This is a genomic window from Hymenobacter sp. IS2118 (assembly GCF_000715495.1).
Classification (GTDB): domain Bacteria; phylum Bacteroidota; class Bacteroidia; order Cytophagales; family Hymenobacteraceae; genus Hymenobacter.
This window is the reverse complement of sequence record NZ_JNLX01000003.1, coordinates 22,611-39,533: the sequence shown is the minus strand read 5'-3', so window position 1 is coordinate 39,533 and position 16,923 is coordinate 22,611. Positions and strand designations below refer to the sequence as shown.

Here is a 16,923-nt window from a genome sequence, read left to right as displayed (position 1 = left end):
ACGCCACAACCACCCCAATTTCAGCTTCGCTGAAATGTCCCCTCCTTAGCTACGCTGACCTACGGTTGGTAAGGAGGGGAATTGGTGGCTCACTGCTCACTATTAACTGTTAACTGATACAGCCCTTCAAGCGGAAAATGGTCGCTCCATTCGACTTCCCGGTGCACGCGGCAGCCTAGCACCTGCCACTTTGGGCCGGCAAACTGCTGGTCGATGCGCAGGGCAGGCAATTTACCGTTGTAGGTGGCGCCGATGCCGGTGCCCGTGGTGGCCCAGGCATTTTGCAGGCGGTCGGCCAGCTGGTCGTAGGCGTAGGAATAGGGCAGGTCGTTGAGGTCGCCGGCCAGCAGCACGGGATAGGGCGAGCGGGCCAGGTGGGCCAGCACGGTGTCGATTTGGGCGGCGCGGGCCACAGCGCCCTTGCGAAAGCGCCGGAGCAGGTTGGGCGCTTTCTGGCGCAGGCCGGCCCGGCTTTCGGTGGCTTTGGCGATGTCGGTTTCATCCATGCTCATGCTTTGCAGGTGCAGGTTGTACACCCGAATGGTATCGGGACGGGCGCGGCCGGTGCGGTCGGCGGGCCGGGCCAGGTCGGCCCACATGGCGTGGTTTTGGGAGAGGCGGCCGAAGGCAATGGTGCCGCGCCGCACGATGGGAAACCGCGAAAAAATGGCCAGCCCAAATTCCGCTCCGGCGGTATTGGTGAGCGTGACCGACACGAAGGCACTGCGGTCGCTGCCCCGTCCCAACTGGTCGGCCGAGCGAAACAGGTCCTTGTCGTGTCGCGAGCCGCGGGGCTCGTTGTAGTATTCCTGCAGGCAGAGCACGTCGGCCGGGCTCTCGGCCAGCCAGCGAATAAAGCCCCTGGACGAGACGTTATCCGGGTCGCGCAGCTGGGCATACACGTTGAAAATGCGCACGTTGGCGGAAAGCAGCGAGACGCTGGCTTTCGATGTCGGCACGAAAAACGAGGACCGCAGCGTATTGCCGTTGGCCAGCTCCTGCGTTCGTTCCTGCACCGCCGTGCCCAGGTGGGCCGGGTGCAGGGCCAGGCCGCGCTGCACATGGGGCCACGTAAGAAACAGGGCCACGGCGGGCAGCACCGCCACCCGCCAGTTGCGCCGCAGCCAGTACAGCGCCAGCAGCGCCGTGAGGCCCAGCGCTACCGGCGTGGTGAGGGCCCCAAAAACCACGGGCCAGAACGCGCTGGCCGGCACCTGCTGGCAGGCAATGGCCAGCAGCAGCCACGCCAAGGTGAGTAAGGTTATTTTGAAGGCAAAAGAGCGGCGCACGGTACAATCAAGGGGGGGCGCAAAGGTAGCGGCGCGGGCGCGAGGCCACGGCGGGCACCGGGTTTATTTATCTTTAGGCACTCGGACGGCGGCTGGTTTTCATGCCGGTGGCGCGGGTTGGGCTGCTCCGCGCGTCTGCGCGGGAATGGCCGCGTTTTTTCATCGGTTGCCGCCGGTGGAACTTCGCGGCCGGGCTGCTGGTATCTCCTTCCGATTGCGCTTCTACGTTGTTCTTTCCCAGCCGTTTGTATGAATCTATCTTTTCGCGCCGCTTACCGCTACCTGCTTGCGTTGCTGTCCGAACGCCGAACGCACCAAGGCGCGTTTCTGTCCGGTTTTTGTTGCGGCCTGGCTGCGCTGCTCACGCTACTGGCAGCACCGGCGCGGGCAACGGCCTCGGAGCCGACGCCGGCCAGCCTAGAATTTATTCAGAACAAGGGGCAGTGGAACCCGCGCGTGCGCTACGAGGCAGCGCTGCCGGCCGGTCGGCTTTTCGTGCAGGCCGACGCCCTCACGTACTCCTTTCTGGACCCCACCATCCTGAACCACCACCACGCGGGCACGCCCCTGGCCACCCCCACCGCCGATATTGCCGGCCACGCCTACACGGTGCATTTTGAGCGGGCCAACCCCCAGGTGCGCCTCACGGCCGAAGGGCCCACGGCCGGGGAACGCAACTACTTCGTGGGCGCCGACGCTACGCGCTGGGCCAGTAATGTGGGGGCGTTCCGGCGCCTGCGCTACACCGAGCTGTGGCCCGGCATCGACCTAACGCTGTATGAAAACGCCGGCCAGAACCTGGAATACGACGTGCTGCTGGCACCCCGCGCCAACCCTGCCCGCGTGCTGCTGCGCTACGACGGCGCCAGCAGCCTAAGCCTGAACGCCGCCGGCAACCTCGTCATTAAAACTACCGTGGGCACCACTACCGAGCTGGCCCCCAAAGCCTGGCAGCTCGATGCCGCGGGCCGGCAGCGGGACGTGGCCTGCCGCTACGTACTCACGGGCCGCACCATCAGCTTCGCCCTCGGGGCCTACGACAAGGCCCGCGCGCTGACCATTGACCCCACGGTGCAGTTTTCGAGCCTGACCGGCTCCACGGCCGACAACTGGGGGTACACGGCTACTTATGACAACGCGGGCAACATGTACTCGGGCGGCATCGTGTTCAACACGGGCGGGGTGTTTCCGACCACGCCGGGGGCGTTTCGCACCACCTTCAGCAGCGTGGTCGACATGGCCATCATCAAATACAACACCCAGCTTACCGGGCAGGCGTCGCGGGTGTGGGCCACCTACCTGGGCGGCAACGAGGCCGATTTTCCGCACAGCCTGGTGGTGAACGGGCAGAATGAGCTGGTGGTGCTCGGCAGCACGTCGTCCACGAACTACCCTACCACGGCCGGGGCCATGCAGCCGCGCTTTGGTGGCGGCTCGGCCCTCGACCCGCTGGGCTCGGGGCAGGCCAATACCACGATGCCTAACGGGTCGGACCTCGTCATTACCCGTTTCAATGCCAGTGGCAGCACGCTCGTGGCCAGCACGTACTTTGGTGGGTCGGGCAACGACGGGGTGGTGGCCCAGCCGCGGTCCATCGGGGCCAACTATGGCGACGCTTTCCGCAGCGACGTGCTGCTCGACGAGGCCGGCAACGTCTACATTGCCGCCGCCACCAGCTCGCCCAACCTGCTGGGACTCACGCAGGGCTTCAACCCCACCTTCCGGGGCGGCGGCACCGATGCGCTGGTGAGCAAGCTGACACCCAACCTGGACGCGGCCCTGTGGACCGGTTTTCTGGGGGGTGCCGGGGCCGAAGCTGCTTATTCGGTGCAGCGCGACGCGCAGGGCCGGGTATTCGTGTGCGGCGGCACCACCTCGGCCAATTTTCCGGCCTCGGCCGATGCCTACCTGCCGGCCGCGCCCGGCGGCGGCACCGATGGCTTCGCCGCCCGCATCAGCCCCGACGGCCGCACCCTGGAACGCGCCACCTTCATCGGCACCGATTCCTATGACCAAGCCTATTTCCTGCAGCTCGATGCCACCGGGAACCCCTATTTATTTGGCCAGACGCTGGGCACGGTGACCATTCCCCAGGGGCTGTTTGGCACGGCGGGGGGCACGCAATTCATTCAAAAGCTCGACCCCGACCTCACGACCAGCATTTACAACACGGCATTCGGCAACCGCGCCGGGGCCCGTGGCGGGCCCAACCTGGTGCCCACCGCCTTTCTGGTCGACGACTGCGAGCGGGTGTACATCAGCGGCTGGGGCGGCAACACCAACGCTGCCTGGTTGGGCGGCAACACCACCGGCCTGCCCGTGACGGGCAATGCCACGCAGGGCACCACCGACGGCAGCGACTTCTACCTGGCCCAGTTTTCGGCCGGCATGACCAGCCTGGAATACGGCACTTTTTTCGGTGAGCGGGGCGGCCGGGGCGAGCACGTGGACGGCGGCACTTCGCGCTTCGACAAGCGCGGCGTGGTGTACCAGGCCGTGTGCGCCAGCTGCGGCGGTACCCAGGGCTTCCCGGTGCCGCCCGGCGCGGGCAGCTACTCCACCCGCAACGGCAGCACCAACTGCAACAACGCAGCCTTCAAAATCAATTTCGAAGTAGTGCAGGCCGACCCCGGCCCCCGCCGCTTCGTGTGCGTGACCGACGGGCCCGTGCCGCTGGGCGGGCGCCCGGCCGGTGGCGTGTGGAGCGGGCCGGGCGTGGAAGCCCTGCCGGGCGGGGGCTACCGCTTCGTGCCCTCGGCGGTGGGCGCTGGCCAGTACCCGCTGAGCTACACGGTGCAGGCCACGGGCACTTGCCAAAGCACACGCACGGTGCGCTACCTGGTGGCGCCGCTTGTGGTACCGGTATTTGCGCCGGTGCCGCCGCAATGCACCACCATGCCCGCACTGGCTTTGAGCGCCACACCGGCCGGAGGAGTTTTCAGCGGGCCGGGCGTGGCGGGCGGGCGCTTCAGCCCCGCCACGGCCGGGGCGGGCACGCACACGCTCTCGTACGCCGTGTCCGATTCGCTGGGCTGCGGCGTAATCACGCAGCAGGTGATGGTGAGCCGGCCGCCCACCGTTACGGTGGGACGTGATACCACGCTGTGCGCCGACCTACGCCAGCCGTTTCAGCTGCGCGGCTCGCCGGCGGGCGGCGTCTGGAGTGGCACCGGGGTTTCGGCCACCGGCTTTTTCACGCCGCCGGATACCGGCAACCGGGGCGGCATCTTCCCGGTCACCTACACCGTGGTGGATGGCGTCTGCCAGACGGCGGCTACCAAGCGGGTGATATTAGCGCCTACCTCGGCCCAGGACGTGGGGCTGAACCTGCCCGTGTGCGCCAGCGCGCCGCAGTACACGGGCCTCGCTCCGCTTGAAATCATGTTCACGCCCGTGCTGCTGGCGCCCAATGCGGTGTACCTGTGGAATTTTGGCGATGGCCCGGCCACCAGCGACAAGCCTACGCCTACCCACACCTATACCCAGCCGGGCACGTACCAGGTTACCCTCACGGCCCGCTACGGCAACTGTGAAGTCCTGACCGGCTTCGCGCCCGTGGTCATCGGCGACGTGTTCGTGCCCAACATCATCACCCCCAACGACGACGACGCCAACCAAACCTTCCGGCCCCGTTTCAGCTGCCGCCTGGCCTCACTGGAAGTATTTTCGCGCTGGGGCCAGCGGGTGTACCAGACCGACAATTACCAGAATAACTGGGATGCCAAGGGCGTGCCCAACGGCGTTTACTACTACCTGCTGCGCGATGCCGACGACCGCCGCGTGAAAGGCTGGGTGGAAGTGCGCCGGTAAGTATTGAGCTGCTAGCTTTTAGCTGGTAGCCTTCGGCTGGCCACAGTTTAGCGCGTAGCGCGTAACTGCGGCCAGCGCGCCAACAACGGCCAGGGATGCCTTAGCGACAATCACACTTCGGCCGGGCGCCCGCGCCGCAGCAGCCAGCGGGCATCATCCCGGCCGGGCAGCAAATCGCGCCAGCGGGCCTGAATGGCGCGCCGGTACTGCCAGAGCAGGTACGTGGCGCTGGCCGCGTAGGAGGCCGACATGCCCAGCGCCGCGCCTACCATGCCCAGGCGCGGCACCAGCACCAGGCTCGTGGGCACGGCAGCAACCAGGCCCAGCAGCGCCGCACGGTTGTTGACGCCGTAGCGGGCCATGCCGCTGAAATAGCTGCTGGCCTGCATGCCCGCCCCGTTGATGAAAATGCCGGGCGCCAGCGCGAGAATCACGGCGCGTGCCGCCCCAAACTCGGGGCCAAAAATGGCCGCCAGCCACGCCGCGGGCACGGCCACCAGCACCAGCACCGCCGCCGCCGTGGCCAACAGCGTGAGCCGGCTGCCCCGGAGCGCCGCGTAGGTTTGGCCGCGCTTGTCGGCCGCGTTCACCAGGGCTACATATTGAATGAGGGCGGTACTGCGCGGAATTAGCCAAATGGCCTCGGCCAGAGCCACACCCACCGAGAGAATGCCCAGCGACCGGGTATCGGCCAGGTACGCCACGGCGTAGTAGCCGAAGCGGTAGTTGGCGAAGGTGAGCAGGTTGGACAGGTGGGCGCCGCGGCTGTGGCGAGCCAGCTCGCGGGCGGCGGCGCGGCGGCGCGGACGGCGGCGGTCCCAGGCATCGGGCAGGCGCAGCAGCAAAACCGTGCTGATGAGCCACGGCAGGCCGTAGGCTACGTAGTTGGCGTAGTAGTAGGCCGTGATGCTGAGCCACTGCCCCGGCCCAAACGCCAGCGCCAGCGCCCCGGCCAGCAGCCCGGCCTGCGCGGTAGTGAGCACGTTGAAGGCACGCTCGCGCTGCCGGCCCAGCAGCAGAAACACATTAATGGAAAGCAGCACCTGTACCAGCGTCACGCCCCCCAGATGCAGCGTGTAGGCGAAGCTGGCGGGCCGCAACAGCCCCACCGCAGCCGCTCCCAAACCACTCACCACCAGCGCCCAGCCGTAGGCAGGCAGGAGCAGGTGCCAGGCGTTGCGCCGCGGCACGAGGTATATCAGCGACGAGCCGCCCACCAGCCCGGCCAGCAGCACCAGCCCCGCTACGTCGGTCACAAACAAGCTGACTTGCCCGCGCCCGGCCGCCCCCAGGTACCGCGCCGTGAGCCACACCACCGCGAAGCTCAGCCCCGCCGTGAGTACCCGCGCCGCGAAGTGTTGAAGAATCCGTTTTAGCATGCCGGGCCGCAAGGTCGGCACCGGGGCCGGAACATGGGGAAATGGGGCGTTACATACCACTTCAAAAATCCAACCTACAACGCCCGCCCCAACACCTCCCGGTACAAAAGCCGGAACGCCGCCCCCACCGCCGGCACGCTAAAATGTGCTTCGGCATTGGCCCGCAACGCCGCCGCGTCGTATGTAGTGGCCAGTACGGTCTGGATAGCCTGCGTCAGCGCGGCTTCGTCGCCGGCTGCCACCAGTTCGCCGAAGCGACCGTCAGCCGGCAGCAGCTCCGGCACGCCGCCCACTTTGGTGGCCACCGCCGGCAGGCCGCTGGCCTGGGCTTCGACCAACACGCAGGGCAGGTTTTCAAAATTTGAGAAAAGCACGAAGCACGACGCGCGGCGCATTTCCTCGGCTACCTCGGCATGGGTCAGCTTGCCCAGAAAAACGACGGAGCCCTCGGTGAGCAGGCCCAGCCGGGCAGCCTCAGCACGCATCAGGGCTTCGTCGGGCCCGTAGCCGGCTATGCGCAGTCGCAGGCCGGGCAGCTGGCTGCGTAGCCCGGCCACCACCCGTAGCAGCCCGCTCAGGTTCTTGGCCGCTTCATTGAAGGCAGCCACGTGCAGCAGCACTGGCCCGCCCGACGTGCGCACCAGCGACGCTGCGGGATGAAACAGGGCCGTATCCACCACGTTGGGTATCACCACTGTGCGGGCATTGACGGCTCCCAAGGCTGCCAGCGCAGCGCGCAGATTAGCCGACACGGTATGCAGCGCTGCCGCCCGCCGCACCACAGCCCGCGTCAGCAGCCGGCGGGGCCAGCTCAGGGCTTCGGCCCGGCCCGGCAGATAGGCCGTCCAGTGCTCGGTAATGATGAAAGGAATGCCGAACCACAGGCGCAACGCCCAGGCAAATAGCCCCGTGCGCAGCAGCACATGCACGTGCACCAGGGCCGGCGGCTGGCCCCAGTGACCGCAGATGCGCCGGTAGCCCCGCGCCAGGCACCAGAAGTAGAGCAGCAGTTTCAGGGGCTTGTCGAGCAGGGCGAGGCCGGTGGGCGCGGCGCGGTAATAGTAGCGCAGCGTGGGCCAGGGGCCGCTAAAATCTTCCTCCGCAGCAATTAAACCGGGCAGGGGGCCGCGGGCCACGGCGGCAAAAAGCACGGCCACGGCGGCCCCGCCTTGCTGGGCAATGGCGGCCACGTGGCGCCCCACAAAGTCGCCGTCCTGGTCGTCGTAGCGGTTGGGATACCACTTGGGCAGCATCAACACGCGGGGCGCGGGCACGGAGGAATCAGATGGAGACGGCGGCATTCGGTACAAAGTAAGGCCCCGGCCTCCGCTCCCGCTTTGTACGGCCCGGCGCTACGGAAAAAGCCTGCCCTTAGAGAAGGGCAGGCTTTTGCTTCAATACAGAAAAAAGGATTGAAACGGTGCTTATTGCGTCACCACGAAGCGTACCGACTGCACGGCCTCGCCAGTGGTTACAGTGGCCAGGTACACGCCGGGGGCCAGGTTGGCGGGCAGGGTCAGGCGCTGCGGGCCCGCCCCTAACTTACCTGCATTCAGCACGGTGGCTATTTCGCGGCCCATCATGTCGACGATGCGCACGGTGGCGGTGGTGGCGCGCTTCACCTCGAAACCCAGGGTAGCGGCGGTGCCGTTGGTGGGGTTGGGCGCCACGCTGAGGGCCTGCAGCGGGGCGGTCACTACCTCACGGTTGCCCAGCGTGAGGCCGGGGCGGTTGTAGCAGGTGATTTGGGGGTTGAAGTTGCTCCAGCCCGCTGCCCAGTTGGGCGTGCCGGCCGGGCCAAATGCGCCCCGATAGTCCACCTTATCGAAGAAAGCGCCGCTCACCTTAGCATCGGTAAAGGCCGCGCCGGCTACGAGCGGCGAGGCCGCGGGCAGGCTAAAGTCGGGCATGCAGTTCACCGCGAAGCCGCAGTTGCCAGCCGAGGCCAGGTCTACGAGCCCAAAATTGTCGGCGTTGAGGTTCAGGGCCGCCTGCGTGGTGATAAGGTTGGCGCGGCTCGCGTCGTTGAAAAAACCTGCGATATCGAACGTGCTGCCGGTGGTGACGCTAAAGTTGCCGGGCGTGGAACTGCCGGTGCGGGTGCCACCCAGGGCAAACACGTTGTTTTTGAGCACCAAGTTGCCGTTCGCAGCCTGGGTTTCCGAGTTGGGGGTGATGAAACCGCCGCTGCTAGCCGTGGCCGCGTCGATATTGAGCACGGGGGCGTAGGGGCCCGAAATCACGGAGTTGAGCAGCGACAGGGCCGAGTTGCGGCGGATGTGGGCGCCGCGGCGGTGCCGCTCGGCAAAGGTCTGGCCGGCGCCGGCCGAAGGCAGAAACAGGCTCATGTTGGAGAACACGGGCGCGGTTTGGGGCGTAGCGTTGGAGCCGTTGCGGTCGTTGTCGGACTCAAAGCCGTTAGAATCGGACACGTCGGCCGCCGAGGGGTCGCGCAGGGCCAGGCCAAACTGCACGTTACCGGCAAAGCCGTTGTCGCTGTCGAAGTCGTCGTCGAGCGCGCCGTAGGAAATCAGGTGCTTGGCGTTCACGGTGCCGCCGAACCACTCAAACGAATCGTCGCCGGAAAAAGAAACCTGCACGTGGTCGATGGTAGTGCCCGAGCCCACGCCGCCCATCGTCAGGCCGTTGATTTCGTTGCCCGTCGAAATGAGAATGCCCGGAAACTCGATGCGCACGTAGCGCAGCGTGCCGGAGTTGTCGTTGAGCACGGGCGCGTTTTCGGCGCCGCTCGTGCCGCTCACGAAACCCGGCCCGTAGTTGTAGCCCGCCACGCCTTCGATGAGCGGGTCGCCGGCCACGTTTTCCTGCGAGCGGCCCAGCATGATGATGCCACCCCAGTCGCCACGGGCCCGCGAGCCGGCCGGCTGGTTCGAGGTGAACACGATGGGTTGCGTGGCCGTGCCGCTGGCTTCGAGCCGGCCGCCACGGGCCACGATGAGCGTGCCGTTGCTGTTACGGTCGCCCTTGATGATGGTGCCGGGCTCAATGGTGAGCACTGCGCCGGGGCCTACCACCACGTTGCCATTGATGAGGTAAATGTTGGTATTGGACCAGGTAATGGCACCGGTGAGCACGCCGGCCGGCACGCTGATGGGCGCTGCCGACGCAGGGCAGGCGGTTTGGGCCAAGGCTTCGGTGCGGGTGGCGGCCACGGCGGCCACCGCCAGCAGGGCAGAGAGTACAAGCTTTTTCATATCAAAGGGAGGGGAATAGTACGGGAGATTTCGTCCTGCAAAGGACCGAAACAGCAACGCCCGCCCCAAGGGACAGGCGTTACCATTCAGTTGGTTACGTGTTACCTTATTGTTGCTTGCTGCCCGGCCTAGAAGCGGTAGGTGAGCCCGAGGGTAGAGTACTGCCCGCGCCGGAAGCTGCCGAAGTGGGTGCGCTCTTCCTGGGTGCCACGGTTGATTTTGTTATCGCGGTTCAAGTCCCAGCTCTGGCGCACGGGCTGGTTCAGCAGGTCCTGAATGCCCGCCCTGATTTCCAGGTGCGTGCCCACGGTTTTGGTCACCGACAGGTCTACCACGTGGCGTTGGCGGTCAATTACCGAGAAGTTGTCGGTGCGGTCGCCCACCAGCACAATGCGCGGGCCCACCACGTTGTACTGGACCGCTGCCTGCCAGTGGTGCTCATCGTCCTGATAAAAGGCGCCCACGTTCACCACGTAGGGCGACTGGCCTTGCAGCGGCCGGTTCAGAATCTGCCGCTGGTCGTCTTCCAGCGTTACCCGGCTTTTGATGAGCGAGGCATTGAGCACGAAGTTCAGGCGCTGCAAAAACGGGCTCTGACTCAGGCCCACCAGGCTTTTGCGCGCTTCCAGCTCCACGCCGTAGTCGTAGGCCGTGGGCGAGTTCTGGTACGATACGTTGATGGCCTCGCCGCCCTGCGCCAAAATGGTTTGCTCGATGGCGTTGCGGAAGTGCTTGTAGAACACGCCCACCGAGAGCAGCTCCGAGCGCGAGGGGTAAAACTCGTAGCGCAGGTCGGCGTTGTAGATAGAAGCCGTTTTTAGCTTCGTATTGCCAGTTACGGCCGTGCCGGTGCTGAAGTCGTAGAAAATGTAGGGCGCCACTTCCCGGAACTCGGGCCGGTTCACGGTCACGCTGCCGGCCAGGCGCAGCAGCGACCGGTCGTTGAAATTGAACGTGGAGTTGAGCGAGGGCATCGGAATGAAACGCTTTTCCTCGTAGGTCGAGTCGTTGCCGCTGAGCAGGTACTTGCGGTTGTATTCCAGCCGCACGCCGCCCGACACGTTGAGGCGCTCGGTGAGCGGCGCCACCACGCCCACGTAGCCGGCCACCAAGTCGTTTTCGGCCGAGTAGCGGTCTTCGGGCCGGGTGGCCCGCTCAAACTTGAAGCCGTTCGGGCCCACGTTGGCCGGGTCGAAGATGCGCTCGATGGGCAGCTCAAGCAGGGCGGGGTCGGTGGCGCGGTCGCGGGTGTAGGAGTAGTAGTCGTTGTTCAGGGTGCGGGCCTTTTGCTCGGCGTAGAAGCCCACCCGAAGCTTGTATTGATTGACGCTGGTAGTGTCACGGCCGGCAAAGCGCCGCTCCCACTGCCCGCTCAGCATGTAGGTATTCTCCTTCAAATCGGAATAAAAGCGCGAGGCATCGAGCTGGTTGGGAGCGCCGGCAAGCGGCACCTGCACCAGAAACGGGTCGTTGGAACCGCGGGCCCGCTGGCCCTGGTAGCGGCGGTAGTCGGGCTCGTCGCGAAACACGTAGTTGTAGCCCCCCGACCACGTGAGGCTGGTGTGCCCGGTGCTGCCCACGGTGTGCTGTCCCTGCAGCTGGCCCGAGTAAATGGTGCGGCTCTGGTAGTGCGTAGCGTACTCGTCGCGCTCCTCGTCCTGGGGGTTAAACAGCCCGGTGCGATGAATCACCTCGTCAGTGCCGTACTGGTTCAGGAAGTTGCGGAAATCGATGCGGTTGCGGTCGTTTAGCCGCACCTGCCAGTTGTGAATGATGCCCAGGCGGGTAGTAGCCAGCGAGCGGCTGTCGGTATAGTCGCTGCGCAGGTTCACCAGCTCGGGCTCCTGCTGGTAGAGCTCCACGCGCTGGCGGGTCACGTCGTAGCGCTCCTGGGTATTGGAATACGAGAGCGAGGTGACGTTGCTGAGGTACTTGGACCCAATCTCAAACTTGCGGTTCAACCCCAGCGACATCCGCACGTCGGGCCGGGCCGTAATGGTGCGCGGAAAAAAGGTGTTTTGCAGCTTGGGAGCAATTTCGGCGGTCGAACCGGCCGTGGGCAGTTGGCGCTTGCCGTCGTCGAAGCCCAGTGCGTCGGTGCCGGAGCGGGCGCTGGCCAGGTAGGGGTTGAACGTGGTGCCGCTGCGGTACCAGCCCGAAACGCTGGCCGTGGTGCTGTTCTCCAGCACCGAGTTTTTGGTGTACACCTTCACCACGCCGCCGCCGAACTCGCCGGGCAGCTCGGGCGAACCCGACTTGAAAATCAGCACCCGGTCAATCACCGAGCTGGGCAGAATATCGAAGGAAAACGAGCGGGTGTCCACCTCGGCCGAGGGCGTGAGGGCGTCGTTGAGCAGCACGGTATTATAGCGCTCGGCCAAGCCGCGAATCACGATAAAGTTGTTGCTCTGCACCGTCACGCCCGGAATCCGCTTCACTACTTCAGCAGCGTCGCGGTCCAGCGATTTCACAATCTGGTCGTTACTCATGCCGCTCACCACCACCTCGCTCCGCTTCAGGTCCTGAATCAGGGCCACTTCGGTACCGGTTTGCTTCACGCCGGTCACGGTCACTTCGGTGAGGCTGGTGGCGCTTTCCGCCATCACGCCATTCAGGGTCGTGGTTTGGCCGCTGGTTATCACCACGCCGGCGAAGGTGAGCGGCTGGTAGCCCACGTAGGTCATCGTGATGTTGTAGGTGCCGGGGTCGAGGGGCAGCGTGTAGCTGCCGTCCACGTTCACGGGGGCGGCCTGGGTGGTGCCAGTCACGAGTACGGTAGCACCAATTACGCCTTCGCCGGCCTTTTTATCGGTCACTTTTCCCGCCAGCGTACCCTGCTGGCCGAAGGCCAACACATTCATCCACAACAAAAAGAAGCCTAATAAGGTGAGGCGCATAAAACGAGGGGTTGGTTTCACGCCACAAAAGTACCGGGGGCCTATTACGACAACATAGCCGGTGAATTACCTTATTGTTACGGCGCTATACGAGTGTTTTAGAATGCCTCATAGGCCCTTACTTTTGCACCTTTTTTCAAAAAACCCTGCTTCTCGCCTACCCTTTTACCGTGCTTCTCTTCCTTGATTTTTCGCCGTCCGCACGGGTTCAGTCGTTTCTTTGCGGCCCCAATCAGCTTCCCCCCCGCCCATGCTCCTTTCTATGACCGGCTTCGGCCAGGCCCACCGCGAAACCGACACTTACACCGCCGGCGTCGAGCTTCGTTCCGTCAACTCCAAAACCATGGACCTGACCTTGCGCTTGCCGCGCTTCCTCATGCCGCACGAGCTGGAAATCCGCAACACCGTGGCCAAGGCCCTACTGCGCGGTAAAGTCAACCTGAACTTGGATTTTGTGCGCCCCGCTGCCGCCCGCGCCGCCGCTACGCTTAACAAAGACGCGTTGCTAGCGGCTTTTGAGGAGCTGAAAGGCGTGGCCCAAAGCCTGGGCCTGCCCACTGGCGAAGCTACCCTGCTGGCTGCCCTGCGCCTGCCGGGCGTAGTGCCCACCGCCGCCGAAGCCCGCGAGACCGAGCCGGCAGCCGAAGAAATTACCTGGCCCGAGCTACAGCCCCTGCTCGTGGAGGCGCTGGCCGCCATGCAGCAGTTCCGGCAGGACGAAGGCGCCGCCCTCACCCGCGAAATTCTCGGCTACTTGGCCACTATTCGCCAGCAGCTAACGGCCGTGGAGGCGCACGACCCCGCCCGCATCGAGCACGTACGCCAGCGGCTGGCCGGCCATCTGGCCGAGCTCACCAGCCACGAGCAGTTCAATGCCACCCGCTTCGAGCAGGAAGTGCTCTACTACATCGAGAAGCTGGACATTGCCGAAGAGAAAGTGCGGCTGGCGGCCCACCTGATTTATTTCGAGCAGGCAATCCATCAGCCCGACGAAGCCGTAGGCAAGAAGCTCGGTTTTCTGGCTCAGGAAATCGGGCGTGAAATCAACACCATCGGCTCCAAGGCCAACGATGCCACCGTGCAGCACCTCGTGGTGGGCATGAAAGAGGAGTTGGAAAAAATAAAAGAGCAGTTAAATAATATTCTTTAACGTTCGACTGTTGAATCATTTCATCACCCTCGCCCAAAACAGGCAAAACCCTGTTAGGGTATAAAATCAATCTATTTTTGCACTTTTCTTTTATTGGTTTCTTGCCTTATGGTTGTGCAAAGCATTTTGACGAGAGTTTGCCAGTGCAAAACCATGTTCAACTTTGATTCCTCAACCCTTGGAATCTTAGGCAGTTATTCACAAATCGTCTGGCTTGCCGTTCATCATAAAAAATAAATCGCAATATTTGCAACCCGAAAGTTGGATACTTAAGTATTGTATCTAACTTGGGTTTACCAAAGAGGCCATTAGTTAATCACCCCCATATTCCTATTAGCATGAAACTTACATTTCTACTCTGCATTCTTGGATTAATGCTAACGGCGGCGCATCCCGCCTCCGAAATAGAGCTGGTAAAGAAGCGCGTGCTCAGCGAGCGGGTTGAAATCCTGATTCCTAAAGGCTTCGAGGTAATGACCGAGCAGCAGATGGACTTCGCCTACGCCAAGGCCCAAAGCCGCCCGAGCGTTATTTTCACCAACAACAACCTCATCAGCCTCGCTTTCAACTACAGCGACAACGATGCCGACCAGGACATGGTGGACATCTACGCCGCCTCGTTTGGCAAGACTTACCACAAGCAGTACAAGGACGCCACCTGGTTCGGTGATGGTGTGAAAAGTATCAACAACCGCAAGGTGGGCTACCTCGAATTCATGAAGCCCGAGATGGGCCACGAAGTATACACCCTGGTTTTCTTCACCGACGTGGAAGGCAAACTGATGATTTGCACCTTCAACTGTGCCGACCGTCAGAAGCCCGAGTGGGAGCCCATCGCCAAGCAAATCATGCTTTCGCTGAAATCCAAAGGCTAGACGCTTAGTGGTTAAACTTATTGAGTCGGTAGTCGGACCTGGGTTCGGCTACCGACTATTTTTTTGTGGGTGGGGCAGCGCCCAGCTCGTTGAGAAAGTCGCGCACCAGCCCGAACGCCCCGGCAAAACCCGCCAATGACAGCGCCTCTGGCCGGTCATTCACGTCGTGGTAGGCGGCACTCCCGCCGCGGGTGTAGATAAAAAATGCCGGTACGCCGGCTTCGGAGAAGGGGAAATGGTCGGAGTTGGCGGCCCGGCCGCGGGCACCCAGCGCGGGCAGGTAGTGCCGGGCTTCGTTGATGGCCACCAAGCGGCGATACGGCGCTTCGAACACCCGGCCATTCACTACGGTGGCGCCCTGCTCGCCGGTGCCCAACAAGTCCAAATTCACCAGAAACTTGATGCTTTGGAGGGGCACCAGCGGATGAGCCACGAAGTAGCTGGACCCCACCAAGCCGGCTTCCTCAGCCCCGAAAAGCAGGAAGACGACTGAGTACGCCGGCCGGTTTTCGGGCCGGGCGTAGTGGGCGGCCAGCTCCAACAGCAGGGCCACGCCGCTGGCATTATCGTTGGCACCGGGGAAATAGGCGTGCTTGCCCATGCGGCCGAGGTGGTCGTAGTGGGCCGTAACTACTAGGAAGGAATCAGGCTGCGCAGTGCCGCGGATGATGGCGGCCAGGTTTTGGGTTGGGTAGTCGCGGCGGAGCTGGGCGTCAACTTTAATGTCTACCCGCCTTTCGACCGGCTCGGGGATTGAATTATGGCCCATACGAATTCTGCCTGCTTCATTTTCTGATTTAGGCGATAATGCTTCTATTTCGACACGCTTGCTTTGCGCAGCTGCCAGCGTGGCCGTGAGTTTTGGCACTAGCTTAACCCAAGCAGCCGCCGAATCCAAGTGCTGCTGAAGCGCGATAGGTAGCGTGGGCAAGCGGCTCGCATCGCGCGCGGTGAGCAAGAGTGCTTTACCGGCCAATGGCAGCTGTAGCAGCCGCTGATGCGCTACTACGTTCGGCAGCGGCCCGGTAAAAATGGTAGTATCCAGCACTATCAGCGGCACATTACGCAAGCTGCCGCCACCGGAGTGGGCGGCAGCAATGAAATCACGACCGGGCGAGAACGACGGTATTTGCAGCCGCTGCGGCTTTCTACCAAGAAAGGCCAAACGATAGTGCAGCTCCCCCGGAAACGTGTTCACGTCCAGCGTAAATGGCTGGGTATAGTTGGGCGCCAGCGGCTCTAGTTTCAATTCTTTCAGCCTATCGCGCAAGTACGCGGCGGCTTTTTTATCGCCCTCATTCACGTAGCCGCGCCCGTGCAGCTGCGGCGACGCCAGCTTCGCGATAGTGCGGCGTACCCGCGGCATATCCTGCGCGTGGCCCGGCAGCGGCACTGTTGCCAACGTTGCACCAGCCACACCCGCCCAAACCACCCCCGACGCCAGGTTGCGGCGCCGGCCGCGCCGATTCCAGGCAGCAGTCAGGGACACGGCCACGGCGGCACCGATGGCGTCGCTGAGCAAATCCGTCCAGTCGCCGTGCCGGCCCAGGTGCATGCTGTGTTGCAGCAGCTCTATCAGCCCGCCAAAAAGAATGGTGCCCACCAGCACTACCCAGCCAGCGTGCCGGGCCAATTGGGGCCAGCGGCGCTGCCGCGACAGGGAAAACCAGCTCAGCCCGGCCAGAACGACAAACACGCCCGCGTGGGCCGCCGTGTCGAAAGACAACAGCTCCCAGGCGGGCGTGATGGGCATATTTTGAGCAGGCGTGAGCGTGAGCGCCAGCACCACGGCGGCCCACAGCGCCGGCAAGCCGGCGTAGGGACGCGGGGCTGGCGTAAGCTTGTGAGAAAGCGGTTCTGACATCACGGCGCACCAGCGAAAGCGGGACCGGCAGCGTTACGCGCCGACCAGCTCCCCGTAGGTTTCGGCCGACAGCAGGTCGGTCAGCTCTTCGGGCTTGGCGATGGAGATTTTCACCATCCAACCGTCGCCGTAAGGGTCCGAGTTCACGGTTTCGGGCGCGTCGCCCAGCTTGTCGTTGATTTCCAGCACGGTGCCGGTGATGGGGCTGAACAGGTCCGAAACCGTTTTCACGGCTTCCACGGTGCCGAACACCTCGTGTTGGGCCACTTCTTTGTCCAGCGTGTCAATGTCAACATACACAATATCGCCCAACTCTTTTTGAGCGTGGTCGGTGATGCCCACGTAGGCAACATCGCCTTCAACGCGAATCCATTCGTGGTCTTTGGTGTAGTGCAGCGTGGCGGGCAGGTTCATGGCGGGAAATTTTGAATGATGAGTTATGAA

General features: G+C 63.7%; 10 protein-coding genes. 3 read left to right on the top strand and 7 right to left on the bottom strand.

Features of this window, described 5'->3' with window-relative positions; genetic code table 11:
• Positions 1-89: 89 nt before the first annotated feature.
• Positions 90-1,289 carry an endonuclease/exonuclease/phosphatase family protein gene (locus GM79_RS22545; protein WP_051718310.1) on the bottom strand — a complete coding sequence of 400 codons (1,200 nt, stop codon included), beginning with the start codon at positions 1,287-1,289 and terminating at the stop codon, positions 90-92.
• A 249-nt stretch (positions 1,290-1,538) separates the two neighbouring features.
• On the opposite strand from GM79_RS22545, the gene GM79_RS22540 reads away from it, so the two are divergent.
• Positions 1,539-5,099: a gliding motility-associated C-terminal domain-containing protein gene (locus GM79_RS22540; RefSeq protein ID WP_051718309.1), complete on the top strand. Its 3,561-nt coding sequence runs from the start codon at positions 1,539-1,541 to the stop codon at positions 5,097-5,099.
• A 110-nt stretch (positions 5,100-5,209) separates the two neighbouring features.
• Here the strand turns inward: GM79_RS22540 and GM79_RS00220 are convergent, their stop codons facing one another.
• The 4 genes from GM79_RS00220 to GM79_RS00205 form a co-directional block, all read right to left on the bottom strand.
• The gene (locus GM79_RS00220) at positions 5,210-6,478 is read right to left on the bottom strand and encodes a lipopolysaccharide biosynthesis protein (RefSeq protein WP_152559744.1); all 1,269 of its coding nucleotides are present in this window, start codon (positions 6,476-6,478) and stop codon (positions 5,210-5,212) included.
• 74 nt (positions 6,479-6,552) lie between these two features.
• On the bottom strand, positions 6,553-7,779 hold the full coding sequence (locus GM79_RS22535) for a glycosyltransferase (RefSeq protein WP_081867459.1): 1,227 nt from the start codon (positions 7,777-7,779) through the stop codon (positions 6,553-6,555).
• Between the two features lie 123 nt (positions 7,780-7,902).
• Positions 7,903-9,693 (bottom strand): T9SS type A sorting domain-containing protein, encoded by a 1,791-nt coding sequence (locus GM79_RS00210; RefSeq protein ID WP_035557262.1) that lies wholly within the window; start codon positions 9,691-9,693, stop codon positions 7,903-7,905.
• A 128-nt stretch (positions 9,694-9,821) separates the two neighbouring features.
• A complete protein-coding gene (locus tag GM79_RS00205; protein ID WP_161787079.1) occupies positions 9,822-12,611 on the bottom strand; it encodes a TonB-dependent receptor in 2,790 nt (929 codons plus the stop codon).
• A 229-nt stretch (positions 12,612-12,840) separates the two neighbouring features.
• On the opposite strand from GM79_RS00205, the gene GM79_RS00200 reads away from it, so the two are divergent.
• Together GM79_RS00200 and GM79_RS00195 are read left to right on the top strand one after the other, a co-directional pair.
• Complete coding sequence (locus GM79_RS00200) at positions 12,841-13,740, top strand: YicC/YloC family endoribonuclease (RefSeq protein ID WP_035557257.1); 900 nt, start codon at positions 12,841-12,843, stop codon at positions 13,738-13,740.
• Between the two features lie 338 nt (positions 13,741-14,078).
• Positions 14,079-14,615 carry a hypothetical protein gene (locus GM79_RS00195; protein ID WP_152559743.1) on the top strand — a complete coding sequence of 179 codons (537 nt, stop codon included), beginning with the start codon at positions 14,079-14,081 and terminating at the stop codon, positions 14,613-14,615.
• A 55-nt stretch (positions 14,616-14,670) separates the two neighbouring features.
• On the opposite strand, the gene GM79_RS00190 is transcribed toward GM79_RS00195, so the two are convergent.
• Entirely contained in the window at positions 14,671-16,479 is a 1,809-nt protein-coding gene (locus GM79_RS00190) for a VanZ family protein (protein WP_081867457.1), read from the bottom strand.
• A 33-nt stretch (positions 16,480-16,512) separates the two neighbouring features.
• Positions 16,513-16,893: a glycine cleavage system protein GcvH gene (gcvH, locus tag GM79_RS00185; RefSeq protein WP_035557251.1), complete on the bottom strand. Its 381-nt coding sequence runs from the start codon at positions 16,891-16,893 to the stop codon at positions 16,513-16,515.
• Positions 16,894-16,923 lie beyond the last annotated feature (30 nt).